Annotated in this window: 13 protein-coding genes; 5 read left to right on the forward strand and 8 right to left on the reverse strand. The window is 45.4% G+C overall.

The annotated features are described in order from the left end of the window. The first annotated feature begins 7 nt into the window (after positions 1-7). The 3 genes from AACV12_RS02995 to AACV12_RS03005 all read left to right on the forward strand — a co-directional run bounded on the left by AACV12_RS02995 (position 8) and on the right by AACV12_RS03005 (position 3515). Positions 8-1279, forward strand: coding sequence for a YeaH/YhbH family protein (locus tag AACV12_RS02995; protein ID WP_017042294.1), 1272 nt, complete (start codon positions 8-10; stop codon positions 1277-1279). Between the two features lie 12 nt (positions 1280-1291). Then, positions 1292-2830 carry a SpoVR family protein gene (locus AACV12_RS03000; protein WP_013856538.1) on the forward strand — a complete coding sequence of 513 codons (1539 nt, stop codon included), beginning with the start codon at positions 1292-1294 and terminating at the stop codon, positions 2828-2830. Positions 2831-2996: 166 nt separating this feature from the next. Beyond that, entirely contained in the window at positions 2997-3515 is a 519-nt protein-coding gene (locus AACV12_RS03005) for a cytochrome b (RefSeq protein WP_017045183.1), read from the forward strand. 42 nt (positions 3516-3557) lie between these two features. Here the strand turns inward: AACV12_RS03005 and kdsB are convergent, their stop codons facing one another. The 5 genes from kdsB to AACV12_RS03030 are packed head-to-tail and all read right to left on the reverse strand — an operon-like array spanning position 3558 to position 9505. After that, positions 3558-4310, reverse strand: coding sequence for a 3-deoxy-manno-octulosonate cytidylyltransferase (kdsB, locus tag AACV12_RS03010; RefSeq protein ID WP_017045182.1), 753 nt, complete (start codon positions 4308-4310; stop codon positions 3558-3560). After that, positions 4310-4489, reverse strand: coding sequence for a Trm112 family protein (locus AACV12_RS03015; RefSeq protein ID WP_013856535.1), 180 nt, complete (start codon positions 4487-4489; stop codon positions 4310-4312). Before AACV12_RS03015 ends, kdsB begins: the two co-directional genes overlap by 1 nt. After that, on the reverse strand, positions 4470-5477 hold the full coding sequence (gene lpxK, locus AACV12_RS03020; RefSeq protein ID WP_017048074.1) for a tetraacyldisaccharide 4'-kinase: 1008 nt from the start codon (positions 5475-5477) through the stop codon (positions 4470-4472). The genes AACV12_RS03015 and lpxK overlap by 20 nt, the downstream gene beginning before the upstream one ends. 3 nt (positions 5478-5480) lie before the next feature. Beyond that, complete coding sequence (msbA, locus tag AACV12_RS03025) at positions 5481-7229, reverse strand: lipid A ABC transporter ATP-binding protein/permease MsbA (RefSeq protein WP_013856533.1); 1749 nt, start codon at positions 7227-7229, stop codon at positions 5481-5483. 32 nt (positions 7230-7261) lie between these two features. Then, positions 7262-9505, reverse strand: a complete 2244-nt coding sequence (locus AACV12_RS03030; RefSeq protein ID WP_249371306.1) for a DNA internalization-related competence protein ComEC/Rec2 — start codon at positions 9503-9505, stop codon at positions 7262-7264. Positions 9506-9511: 6 nt separating this feature from the next. Between AACV12_RS03030 and AACV12_RS03035 the strand changes: the two genes are divergently transcribed. Next, a complete protein-coding gene (locus tag AACV12_RS03035; RefSeq protein ID WP_017042300.1) occupies positions 9512-10021 on the forward strand; it encodes a DUF2062 domain-containing protein in 510 nt (169 codons plus the stop codon). 138 nt (positions 10022-10159) lie between these two features. Here the strand turns inward: AACV12_RS03035 and lolE are convergent, their stop codons facing one another. Genes lolE through lolC form a run of 3 tightly spaced genes read right to left on the reverse strand, consistent with a single transcriptional unit; the run spans position 10160 to position 13292 of the window. Beyond that, positions 10160-11404 carry a lipoprotein-releasing ABC transporter permease subunit LolE gene (lolE, locus tag AACV12_RS03040; protein WP_170899908.1) on the reverse strand — a complete coding sequence of 415 codons (1245 nt, stop codon included), beginning with the start codon at positions 11402-11404 and terminating at the stop codon, positions 10160-10162. Beyond that, the gene (lolD, locus tag AACV12_RS03045; RefSeq protein WP_064625563.1) at positions 11405-12091 is read right to left on the reverse strand and encodes a lipoprotein-releasing ABC transporter ATP-binding protein LolD; all 687 of its coding nucleotides are present in this window, start codon (positions 12089-12091) and stop codon (positions 11405-11407) included. Further along, on the reverse strand, positions 12084-13292 hold the full coding sequence (gene lolC / locus AACV12_RS03050) for a lipoprotein-releasing ABC transporter permease subunit LolC (RefSeq protein WP_017045176.1): 1209 nt from the start codon (positions 13290-13292) through the stop codon (positions 12084-12086). The genes lolD and lolC overlap by 8 nt, the downstream gene beginning before the upstream one ends. A gap of 165 nt (positions 13293-13457) precedes the next feature. On the opposite strand from lolC, the gene AACV12_RS03055 reads away from it, so the two are divergent. Beyond that, positions 13458-14027, forward strand: a complete 570-nt coding sequence (locus AACV12_RS03055; RefSeq protein WP_017048079.1) for a hypothetical protein — start codon at positions 13458-13460, stop codon at positions 14025-14027. Positions 14028-14030: the final 3 nt, after the last annotated feature.

Below are 14030 nucleotides of genomic sequence, written 5' to 3' on the forward strand. Positions count from 1 at the left end.
GATACTCATGGCGCAATTTATCGATAGAAGATTGAACGGTAAAAACAAAAGCGCGGTCAATAGACAACGCTTTTTACGCCGTCATAAAGAGCAGATCAAAGAATCTGTTGCAGACGCAGTGAATCGTCGCTCCATCACCAACACCGAGTCTGGCGAAGATGTGTCGATCCCAAATCACGACATCAAAGAACCCGTGTTTCATCAAGGAAAAGGCGGCCTGAAAGAACGGGTTCACCCGGGTAATGACCAGTTTATTACTGGTGATAAAATTGAGAGACCTAAAGGTGGCGGACAAGGCAATGGTTCAGGACAAGGTGATGCGAGTGCTGATGGCGAAGGCCAAGATGAATTTATTTTCCAAATATCTAAAGATGAATATCTTGATCTACTGTTTGAAGATCTGGAATTGCCTAATCTAGAAAAAAATCAAATCAATAAGATTACAGAATGGAAAACTCATCGCGCGGGTTTCAAAACGGCAGGTGTACCGTCGAACATTGCTGTAGTTCGCTCTTTGCAACAATCACTAGCTCGCCGCACCGCAATGACAGCGGGAAAACGTCGTTTAATGGGGGAATTAGAAGAAGAGTTACTGCGCATTCAAAATAGAGAGCCCGCTCAAGTATTAGAAGAGAAGCGACTTAAACAAGAAATCGAAGCGTTGCGTAAAAAAATTGAAAGTGTGCCGTTTATTGATACGTTTGACCTGCGTTTCAAAAACTTTGAAAAGCGCCCCATTCCATCGAGCCAAGCTGTTATGTTCTGCTTAATGGATGTGTCGGGTTCAATGGATCAAGCGACTAAAGATATTGCCAAACGTTTTTACGTGTTGCTGTATCTATTTTTAACTCGCACTTATGAAAATGTCGAAGTGGTGTTTATTCGTCACCATACGCAAGCCAAAGAGGTGGATGAGCACGAGTTCTTCTACTCTCAAGAGACCGGCGGCACGATTGTTTCTAGCGCACTGAAATTAATGCATGAAATCATTGAACAACGCTACCCTCTCGGCGAATGGAATATCTACGCAGCTCAAGCATCCGATGGTGATAACTGGGCTGATGATTCGCCTCGTTGTAAAGAACTCCTCACCAATAAGCTTCTGCCATATTGCCAGTATTACGCTTATATTGAAATCACTCGTCGCTCACACCAAACCTTGTGGCACGAGTACGAAAAATTACAACCCTCATTTGGCAATTTTGCGATTAAAAACATTCGCACCGTGGATGACATATTCCCTGTATTTAGGGAGCTATTCCAAAAGGAAACAGCTTAGGGAGGCATACTAATGACAACAAAAGCGAAAGGTACTTCAAAACGCAAGAGCAAATTGTTACCAGACGGACCTGACTGGACGTTTGAGCTTTTGGAGAAATACCATACTGAAATACGCCGGGTAGCTGAGTTTTATCGTCTCGATACTTACCCCAATCAAATTGAAGTTATTACCTCCGAGCAGATGATGGATGCCTACTCCAGCATTGGCATGCCGATTAATTACAGCCACTGGTCATTTGGCAAAAAATTTATTCAAACGGAACAAGGTTACAAACATGGCCAAATGGGGCTCGCGTATGAGATCGTGATTAACTCAGACCCATGCATTGCCTATTTGATGGAAGAAAACACCGTCACCATGCAAGCCTTAGTGATGGCGCACGCTTGCTATGGACACAACTCGTTTTTCAAAGGCAACTACCTTTTCCAAACTTGGACGGATGCGAGCTCTATCATTGACTATCTCTTGTTTGCCAAAAACTACATTTCAGAATGCGAAGAAAAATATGGCGTACCCGAAGTCGAATCGCTGCTCGACTCATGCCATGCGTTAATGAATTATGGTGTTGACCGCTATAAACGACCTGAAAAAATATCGATAGCAGAAGAAAAAGCACGTCAAGAAGAGCGCGAAGCTTATCTACAATCACAAGTTAATGAACTGTGGCGCACCGTGCCCAAAGCAAAAACCAAAGAAGAAGATCTTAAAGTTCGTTTTCCAAGTGAGCCACAAGAAAACATTCTTTATTTCATTGAGAAACATGCGCCACTGCTTGAGCCATGGCAACGGGAGATCGTTCGTATTGTGAGGAAAATAAGCCAATATTTTTACCCACAAAAACAGACGCAAGTGATGAATGAAGGCTGGGCCACATTCTGGCACTACACTATCTTGAATCACCTTTATGATGAAGGTTTTGTTTCTGAGAAATTCATTCTTGAGTTTCTACACAGCCACACCAGTGTCGTCGCACAACCTTCTTACAACAGCCCCTATTTTAGTGGCATCAATCCATATGCACTTGGCTTTGCTATGTTCCGAGATATTAAACGTATTTGTGAAGAGCCAACCGATGAAGATAGGGAATGGTTTCCTGAGCTTGCTGGCACAGAATGGTTAGATGCGCTTCATTTTGCTATGCACAACTTTAAGGACGAGAGCTTCATTAGCCAGTATCTTTCACCTAAAGTAATGCGCGATTTCAAGCTGTTTGCCATTGTGGATGACGATCGCAAGAATTTTATTGAAGTTAGTGCCATTCACGATGATATTGGCTATCACGCCATCCGTGAAAAGCTTGCGGCACAGTACAATCTCAGTAATTTAGAACCGAATATTCAAGTTTATAACGTGGATGTACGTGGTGATCGTTCACTGACGCTTCAACACGTTCCACACGATAGAATTCCTTTAGATCAAAGCTGTCATGAGGTACTAAAACACCTTTACCGTTTATGGGGGTTTGATGTCATTTTAGAGGAAGTCAAAGAGAGTGGCCGACGTGAAATTTTAGCGACTTGCCCACCACACGGCGAACGTGACACATAAGAACAAGTCGTTACCTTAAATATCGACTTCATAATGCGCGACCTCATTCGTTGCGCATTTTTTATTAAAAAAATATTTGTAATACATCCTTACAGCTTTGTTCACATTTCATTCATTAAATATTTGCTTAAATAAAATCACCAATATTTATAAGGGTATTTAACTAATGAAGCACAACAAAATCATCATTGCTATACACTGGGTTATAGCATTACTGTTCGTATTGCTGTTTTTAAGCGATTCATTTCGTTCATTCTCCGATAAAGGTAGCGAAATGCGAGTGTTATGGCTGAACTTACATGCATGGTTTGGAGTCGCTGTTTTTGGATTATCGATGATTCGTTTAGCCGTAAAACTAAGCACAACAGCACCAGCGCCAGTGTATGAAAGTGACCTTATGCAGAAGCTGCTATATGGAGCGCATGCTGCCCTTTACCTCCTTACATTGCTTGTTCCAATCAGTGGTTATCTTCGTTTTGCAGGAAAAGGTCGGACATTAACTCTGGCAGGCGATGCTATTCCCTCATTGATAGGTAAGAGTGATTGGCTTTATAACATAGGGAAAACTTTACACGGGGAAGTAATGCAGGTGATTGTATTGACTGTTATCGGTGGTCATATCGCAGCGGCTCTTTATCATCACTTCATCGTAAAAGATCAAGTCATGGCACGCATAAAACCGTAATTAACTCGGTGATAAAAAGGAGCATAATTGCTCCTTTTTTAGCTAACGTTGGCTTACTATCGCTCTCACTAACTCTAAATCTTCTGGTGTATCTACCCCTGCAGGTGGTGCTTCTTTAGCAACGGCAACGTGAATTTTTTCACCATACCACAGTACTCGAAGCTGCTCTAAACACTCAATTTTCTCAAGTACACTGGGTTGCCAGTTGATATAAGTATTGATGAAACCAGCCCGATAAGCGTAAATACCAATATGACGTAGCAATGGCTGAATCACCGTTTGACCACCAGCTGCAAAATTGTCTCTATCCCAAGGAATTGTCGCACGGCTGAAATACAGCGCGTAACCCTCTTGATCTGTTACCACTTTAACCGCGTTAGGGTTAAACACTTCAGCTTGATCAGTAATTTCAACCGCTAAAGTCGCCATCGGCGCGCTACTGTTGGCTAAATTGTTAGCGACCTGCTTGATGATGCTCGGTGGAATGAGTGGCTCATCACCTTGTACGTTAACAATAATGTGGTGATCGGCAATGCCCATTAATTTCACCACTTCGGCTAAACGCTCAGTACCGGACTCGTGATGTGATGATGTCATACAAACATTGCCACCAAACGCATGGACAGCCGCTTCAACACGAGCATCATCAGTAGCAATAACGACCTGCTCAGCTCCCGATTGTAACGCTTGCTCATAAACCCACTGAATCATGGGTTTACCGCCGATATCAGCCAAAGGTTTGCCAGGTAAGCGAGTTGACTGATAACGAGCAGGGATAACAACGGTGAAAGCCATTATCGCCCCTCATCCATCGTCATGCTGCGCGCTTCTGGCTCAAGCAACACAGGAATCCCTTCTTTTATTGGGTAGGCCAAACGATCTAACTTACAAATAAGCTCTTGATTTTCTTTATCATAAGTCAACTTACTTTTACATACAGGGCAAGCTACAATTTCAAGCAGACGGTGATCCATATGACTCCATTACCTCTTTTATTTTGTCCAAAATACGCCTTTCATCTGGCGAACTAAATTGCGCAGAAACGGGAAGATACCACCAGTTTTCTTGTGCAAAGGCCGCACATTTCACTGCGTCTTTTTCTGTCATGATGACGTTTGCTCCATGTTGCGCAAGCGCCTCTAATTCTGAATATTGATACTCTCGGTGATCCGCAAAACCTTGGGTCAATACCGTCTTTGCACCTAAAGCTTCTAATGTATTGAAAAAGCGCGTGGGATAACCAATGCCAGCAAAAGCCACTAATGCAGCTAATTGGCTCACTGGCGCTTGCTGACCTGTCACTAAGTTAACGGCTAAGCTAGGTGAAAGGTGCATAGCCAATTCGCCATATTGAGCTTGACCGCCATTAGTCACAATAAAATCAACTTCCGCTAACCGAGAGAGTGGCTCTCTTAACGGACCTAAAGGCATGAACTGCTCATTACCGAAGCGACGAACGCCGTCCACGACTGCAAATTCGAGATCACGCTCCAATGCATAGTGCTGAAGGCCATCGTCAGTGATGATCACATCAACACCCAACGGAAGCAGGGCTTGCACTGCTTGTGAGCGCTTTGGTGCAACAGCAACCGGAGCACCCGTGCGCTGGTGAATCAATTTAGGTTCGTCACCGCAGTGAGTGGTTGGCGTGTCACTTTGCAGCACTAATGGATAAATCGGAGCTTTACCACCATACCCACGCGAAACAACTCCTGGTTTGAAACCTTGTTCTTGTAAAGCTTCCACTAACCATACAACCAACGGTGTTTTACCATTACCACCCGCCGTAATATTACCCACCACCACCACAGGAACGGGAGCCTTATAGCGCTCTTTTTTGTTCGCTTGGAATGCTCGCTTACGTGCTTGACTGACCAACAGAAACAAGACACTCAGTGGCCACAACAGTGGCCACAACAAAAAACACGCTGGGTGATGTCCGAACCAGATTTTTTCAATCACTGATTAGTCACCAAATTGAATTCGATGTAGTTGGGCATACGCCCCATCTTGTGCAATTAACTGAGCATGATGACCACGTTCGATAATTTCACCCTCATCGACCACTAGAATTTCATCGGCTTCTTCAATCGTCGACAAGCGGTGCGCAATGACCAATACCGTTTTATTCTTTTGTAGCTCTTCAAGTGCTGATTGAATCGCTCTCTCAGATTCTGTATCCAACGCAGAAGTCGCCTCATCTAGGATAAGTACGGGTGCATCACGTAATAACGCTCGTGCAATCGCTACTCGTTGACGTTGACCACCCGATAAACTGGCTCCATTCTCACCAATCATGGTATCCAAGCCATCAGGCATGTTATTGATAAACTCCATGGCATGAGCAAGCCTAGCCGCGTGCTCAATTTGCTCACGCGTATACTCATTTTCTGCCGCGTAAGCAATATTATTGGCAATGGTATCGTTGAAGAGGTGAACATTTTGCGAAACCAGCGCAAAGTGGGTGCGCAAGTTCTTCAGTTTATAATCGCGAATATCATGATCATCTAGATAGATAGCACCTGAATCGACATCATAAAAACGAGTCAAGAGGCTCGCGATAGTACTTTTCCCTGAGCCGGAACGCCCAACAAGCGCGACCGTTTTACCTTGAGGAATCTCAAAGCTCACATGAGACAGCGCTGGTTTTTCTTTACCTTGATAAGTAAAGGTCACATCCTGAACTCTAACGTCACCACGTACTTTTTCGGCTTCAAACTGGCCAGTGTCGCGCTCGGTTTCTAAATCAATCAGCTCAAATAATGTTTGGCTGGCCGCCATACCACGTTGGAAATCGGAGGTAACACTCGTTAACGCTTTCAGTGGTCGCATCAAGCCAAACATTGCCGAGAACACCACCGTAAAAGTACCTGGTGTTAATTCGGCACGAATAGAATCAACGCTGGCTAAAAACAGCACAGTGACAAGTGCTAAAGAAGCAATCATTTGAATAATAGGGTCAGCAGTGGACTGCGCCGCAACCAGCTTCATTGTTTGTTGACGCATTTGATTGCTGACATGGTCAAAACGTTTACGCTCTACGTCTTGTCCACCATAGCTCAGTACGACTTTGTGCCCTTTTAGCATCTGCTCTGCTGAAGAGGTCACATCACCCATGGTGGTCTGCATCCCTTTTGAGATCTTGCGAAAACGTTTAGAGACAATACCAATCCCCATCGCAACCACTGGCGCAACCACGATTAATACCAAAGATAACTGCCAGCTATTCCAAAACATCAAGGTCAATAGGCCGATGATACTCGCACCTTCGCGAACAATGCTGACCAATGCACGACTGGTCGCCCCAGCCACTTGCTCTGAATCATAGGTGATACGTGATAACAGACCACCCGTTGATTCTCTATCAAAAAAACTGACAGGCATGTGCATGAATTGATTGAAGATTTTTCGACGCATCAACATCACAACATTGCCAGAAACCCAGCTCAAGCAGTACGAGGAGACAAAGCCACTTAAACCACGTAGCGCCATCATCCCCAAAATAATAAAAGGCAGCACTCGCAAAAAATCGGATTCCGCATTACCAAATCCTTCATCTAGAAGAGGCTTAAGTAACGACACCATATAGGTGTCAGAGACCGCATTGATAATCAATGCGACAACCGCAACTGCTAGGCCAGATTTATATAGGCGGATATAGGTCCACAGGCGTTTGAAGGTTTGCCAAGTGGTTTCGTCAGTATTGAGTGACATAGAAATGCTTTGTTTTTAAGAAAATATTGCGCTCATTCTACCTCGTTACGGAGCATCTGCCTATACCAAGCCTGAGAGCGAGAGATACGCAAGCTGCTAACTTGATAATTCTGCATGCCAAAAATAACGCTAATTTGCCCTGCTTCACCCGTATCCAACCAGTTTGCTCCATGTTGTTGGTAGCGTTGAACAACCTGTGCGGAAGGTAATTGCCAGCGTCCGCCTTTGGCGAGCGAGGCAATAGCGACTTCAGGGTTCACCTTACTAATCAAAGCAACAGTAGAAGATGTCCTACTACCGTGGTGTGGTACAAGCAGGATATGACTTTGTAAGGATTGCTCTGTTCGCGCAAGTAACCACTCACTCATAGCATCCACATCCCCGGGTAAAAGCACTGAAAAACCGGTATTTGGGTCAAAGATTCGAATCACGCAAGAGTGAGGATTGTAAGCCCGCGCTACAGTTTTTGGTGGCCAGATAACATCAAAAGAGAGTTGTTGCCACTGCCATTGTTCACCAGCAATACAAGGTTGGTAACCCGCTATCATTTGACTAGCACGTTTCCATTTGGGCTGCCAAACACGCTCAACTTCCGCTCTTCCACCTGCATGGTCGTTATCCAAGTGACTCAAAATCAACCCGTCTAATTGCGTAGCTCCCCGTTTGTTTAACACGGGGGCAACTGTTGCTTGGATGTGATCACCGCCTTGCCAACTTGCACCAGTATCATAAAGCACGTAGCGTCCTTCTTTTTCGATCAACACCGCCAACCCATGCCCAACATCTAACACATCAATCCGCCAACCCGTTTTTACCGGAATGGTGAGCCAAGAAACCATCACAATGAAGCTGTAAACCACAAGTGCAAAACGCGAGATCAACGGTGAAAACACAAACAGCAATAGAGCACTGCTCAACAGAGCCAAAACAGCCCCAGAAATAGGAAACCAACTGAGGCTTGAATAATGAATTGACCAATCAACTGGAATGAGTAATTTGGCCACCCAATGCCACACCATAGGTGCGCCATCAAAAGTCAAAACCGTACACACTAAAGCCACAAAGATCGCCGGAACCACCACAAAACTGAACCAAGGAATAAACACTAAGTTATAGAGCGCCGCACTGGTACTGACCCCACCGAAAAAATAAGCGGTTACCGGAAGCATACACAGCACTAACCCAATCTGCATCGTCAATAAACGCCATAAAAAAAATCGCTGAGTTTGAGGTAGAGAAAGTTGGTAGAACACAACCGAGACAGCAATAAAGGACATCCAAAAGCTACTGGATAACGCAGCAAAAGGATCGATGAGCAGCACCGCCGATAACGTCATAAGCAGTCGCTGCAACGTATTGATACGGACATTGAGGACAATCATCGCCACATTGAGCAAACACATGATGAGCGCGCGTTGAGTGGGCAAGGTAAAGCCAGCCAACCAAGCATAGCCTAGTGCGCACAAGCTTCCTACGACGAATGGCGACCACCCCATGCAATGATGCAAACGCATCAATACGAGCCCAAGGCTATAACCAAAACCAAACGCGATGCCAATGTGCAGACCAGAAATGGCAACCAAATGAATCAGCCCACTGTCTCGTAATGCTTGCCACTGTGCCGTTGAAATATCACTGCGCTCACCAAACGTAAGCGCCATTAAAATACCAAGATTGGGATCATCAGCGAGCCAGGTTTTGATCTTCTGGTACCATTGTGCTCGCCATTCTGGTAATGATTCAATGCGATAAGACTGTCCATTATTAACCGTTGCACGAGCCACAATACCTTGGCTCAAAGAGTACGCCTCTGCATCAAACCCGGTCTCATTTAACCGACCAAAGATAGGTTTTACTGTGATGGAGAATTCAGCCACGTCACCATACTTCAACGGTAAAGGAGCAATTAATCGCACCTTGGGCCGCAAAAAAATGCCTAAGGTTTGACCATTGATTGATCGAATCGAAATTGTTCCTTCATAACCATGAGTAATTTGTCTAAAAAAGCTGTTAACCTGTCCGTTTATGGTAATATCCGAACCTGTCTGAAAAATAGTGTTGGACTGCTCACGTAATAAGTTCCCGCTGATCACAATGACCATTAAAGCCATTGTTACTCCTGAGAGAAAGCGCAGTTTTCTATAACCGACAGAGAGTATAAGAATGGCGAATAGAGGCATACTCCATTTCCAATCTGGCATCCAAGGCCAATAAGAAGCAGAAATGGCGGTTAGCGAAAACGAAGCTAGGGTCCAGTAATTAGATAAGAGAGTCATGTCACGATGCCAAGAAAGTTCATCAAACGTTTTATGCCTAACCATGAAGTGATTAAGCGTCAGAAGGCATTAAAAATTTTTGGCAATGTGCTGTACAACCCCAATTTATGGTGTTTGAACCGCCGCTCAGCAGCGGGCGCCTTCGCCGTAGGTTTGTTCATGGCTTTTGTTCCACTTCCGAGTCAAATGATCATGTCCGCTGGCCTTGCCATTATGTGCGGCGTCAATTTACCGCTTTCTGTAGCCTTGGTCTGGATTAGCAACCCCATCACCATGCCAGTGCTGTTCTACTTCGCCTACAAGCTTGGCGCATGGGTAATGCAAACACCACCACAACCATTTCACTTTGAACTCTCTTGGCATTTTATCATGCAACAAATGAGTACCATTGGTCCGCCATTCCTTTTGGGTTGCATGATGTGCGGAGTGATCTCCGCCATAATCGGCTACTTCGGCATTCACGGTTTATGGCGCTATTCTGTCGTAAGAAGCTGGCAAAAGCGCCAAACGAGATAAAAGCTTCAAGAGATTGAGACTGGCTATACAACTGAGCATGTAAAACGATGTCGCATGATGTTGAAAAAGGACCAAATGGTCCTTTTTGTTTGCTAAAAATAGCTCAATGCTGATGAACGAAAAGAATCCGAGTTGAGATTATTTAGCGCTAAGCACAGACGCTGGGTTCAGTTGACTGGCCCTAGAGGCCGGATACCAAGTAGCTAGTAGGCTCAACACAATCGCCGTGGAAGAGACAAGCACCACATCCGATAGGTTCACTTGTGATGGCAAAAAGTCGACAAAATAGATATCACCAGACAAAAACTGATGGCCGACTAACCATTCTAATCCTTTGATTAACGCTGTTAAATTCCACGCAATCAGCACACCTAACACGCCACCTATCACACTGCCTAATACACCAGAGAAAACACCCTGCCAGACAAAAATTCGTTTCACTAATCCATCGGTCGCGCCCATAGTGCGCAAAATGGCGATTTCAGCCGCACGATCTTTTACCGCCATCATAAGTGTTGAAACGATGTTGAAGCTCGCCACACCAATCACCAGCACCATCACCAAATACATAATGGTTCTGACCAGCTGAATATCACGGTACAAAAAGCCAAATTTTTGCTGCCAACTGCGTAGATAGACGTATTGATCAAGCGTATTGCCGACCTCTCTTACAATTTGAGTTGCATTTAATACCTCTGAGACCTTGATAGCAACGCCCGTCACTCGCTCTCCTAATTTGGCGTAAGCTTGTGCATCTGCCAATGGCACTAACGCAAGGCTGTGGTCAATTTGGCCATTGAGTTCCAAAAGCCCTGAGACCTTGACGCGCACGCGCTTTGGCGCTTGAACTTTAGCGCTCTCATTCGCAGAGGGGATCATCAAAGTGACATAGTCACCGACTGCCGCGCCCAATTTATCCGCCACTCCTTTGCCTAAAATGACCTGTTGCTGACCTGCGACAAAACCTTGCCATGCATCGGAAGAGACAAATTGAGATAAACGCGACACGGCGCGCTCCATTTGCGGATCAATTCCACGCACCTCAATCGCTTTCAGTTGCGCGCCTTTCTCCGCTAATGCCGTCAATTTTACATAAGGAGCGGCCGCTTCCACTTTTGGATGCTGCACGGCTTGCTTGACTAATGACGACCAGTTTGCGATGGGTTGTTGAACCCCTTCAAACTCTCCGTGTGCAATGACAGATAACACGCGATTCTGCAGCTCTCTCTCAAAACCATTCATCGCCGACAGGCCCACGATGATCACCGCAACGCCCACGGCGATACCGATAATGGAAGAGAGCGAGATAAACGACACCATTTTATTACGCTGCTTTGCCAGGCTAAAACGCCGACCAATCACTAAAGAGAGCGAGGTGAACATCTACGGTGCCTCCACATTAATCAGCAAACCATCTTGCATGTGCATCTGTCTGTCCATTTTTGCAGCAAGTTCGCTATCATGCGTTACCACTAAAAATGCCGTGCCAAACTCTTGATTCATTTGACGCATCAAATCATAAATCGCCAGCGCCGTTTTGTGATCAAGGTTGCCCGTAGGCTCATCGGCTAACACCAAATCGGGTTGATTGACAAGCGCTCGCGCAATCGCTACCCGCTGCCGCTCTCCACCAGAGAGCTCAGAGGGTCGATGAGATAAACGATGTCCCAACCCCACTTTTTCTAACAATGCTTGCGCGGCCTGTTTAGCACGCGATGCTTTTTGGCCACCAATAAGCAACGGCATGGCAACATTCTCAAGAGCGGTGAAATCGGCTAATAAATGGTGGAACTGGTACACAAAACCCAAATGTTGATTGCGAATGTTCGCTTGTTTATTGGAGCTTAAGCTCGATAAATCCTGACCTAAAAACGACACTGAACCTTCGGTTGCCTCATCCAGTGCACCCAGAATGTGCAATAACGTACTTTTCCCAGATCCAGAAGTCCCAATAATTGAGACTAACTCCCCCGCTTGAATGCCAAAACTGACGCCTTTTAGCACTTGAGTCCGTAGCTCCCCTTCTTGGTAGGTTTTGCATACGTTATGGCATTGTAAAAGGTTATTCATATCTTAAAGCCTCGGCAGGTTTTACGGATGACGCGCGGTAGGAAGGAAACAGTGTCGCGAATAAGCTGAGCGTGATGGCTGCTATCACCACCAACATAATTTGCATGGGGTTAATCACTACAGGCAGCGTTCCCCCCACAGAGAACAGCGCTACACCCATGCTTTCTAATAATCCATTGAGGTTATCCGCCAGCAATACGCCTAACACACCACCGACAAGCGAACCAATCACTCCACTACTCGCGCCTTGAACCATAAAAATGGCCAGTACTTGTTGATCTGTCATGCCTTGCGTTTTCAAAATCGCGACCTCAGCTTGTTTTTCCATCACCACCATGATCAACGCGGAAATGATATTGAAAGCCGCCACGCCAACAATCAACCCAAGCATCAAACCCATCATATTTTTTTCCATGCGAACAGCTTGGAACAACTCGCCACGCTGATCTCGCCAGTCACTCCATTGCCATCCCTCAGGCAAAGGTGCGCTAGCTAGGTCTGCAACCACAAAAGGATCATCAAAAAAGAGCCGCCATCCCGACACAGTATTTGATGGTAAACGAAGCAATCGCGCTGCATCTTTGATGTGCGTCAGCATCAGCTGTCCATCCACATCAGACCCCGTATTGAAGATGCCTGCGACTGTAAAATTACGCTGCGCAGGAATACGACCTAAGGGGGTAAATTGGCTAGCTGAAGTGACCATCAAACGCACTTTATCGCCAATTGTCACGTTGAGCGCCCGCGCCAGTGAATGGCCAAGGAAGAGTTGATATTCGCCCGGCTTGAGCGCACTCACTTGACCCGCAATCAAGTGCGCCGCAATCGGATCATTTTGATTAGGTTCAATTCCCACCAACAAGCCTGCGGCCAGTTGCGATGAGCTTTGAACAACCGCTTCACTGCGTACAATCGGTTCAGCCGCTCTGGCGCTAGAGAGCTGGCTAATGAATTGAGGCACATCTTGCGTGAGCAAAGTGCGATCGCCATTTTGCGAAACTACAGCCTGAGGCAACACACCTAGAATTCTATTTTTGAGCTGGGATTCAAAACCATTCATGACCGAAAGCACCGTCACCAGTGACATCACGCCAATGGTTATTCCCGCCGTAGACATATAAGAGACAAATCGACTGAATCTATCACCGGATCGCCCACGTAAATAACGCAAGCCGATGAACGCCGAAATAGGATGAAACATAAGAAAAACCGCCTAAAAGTGATGCTCAGTACTGTAACGAGAAACGGTGGAAGGTTGTAGCTTTAATTTGCCAAAAATCGGTTAAATAGACTCGATAACAAGGACATACCTTGATTAGTTCGCCGGTATGACGATAATCAACAAAGCGATGAGAAGGATGCCTTTATGACCGAGCAAGAATTTTTTACGGTTCACTATGGACTGACAACCAATATTGAACTTTTAGACAGCACATTTATGCTACCTTCCCAATCAATATTTGAAGCGGAGATTCCTGCCCCATTTATTGTGGCCAGTGAGTTTAGCCAGTTGGATGCACTCACCGAAAGTGCACGACTAGAACTGAAAAATAGTGATTTCAAGCACGTCGTTCAGTTACTTGATACTCAAAATTCGAAACTGAATTTGTTGCTAACCTTTATGCTGTCACAGCAAGATGAGCCACATTCACGCTTCATCACCAGCACATTTGGTGCCAGTCGCTTCTCTCTTCGTTATCCAAATGCACTAGAGATTGGTACCCAAGCCCGCTGTAAACTGTTTTTGGACCACCCTGCAGCCGCTATTTATTGCTATAGTTCGGTGATTGATTGCCAAGCGGACGAGCAACACTATCTCATCACGATGAAATACGATTTACTGCGAGATACTGACCAAGATCTCTTGATTAAAGCCGCACTGTACCAGCAGCAAAAATTGCTGCGTCAACGCTCTTTAGACCGAAATAAACCATAAGCG

It is taken from the genome of Vibrio sp. 2-2(8) (assembly GCF_963888495.1).
Taxonomy (GTDB): Bacteria; Pseudomonadota; Gammaproteobacteria; order Enterobacterales; family Vibrionaceae; genus Vibrio; species Vibrio anguillarum.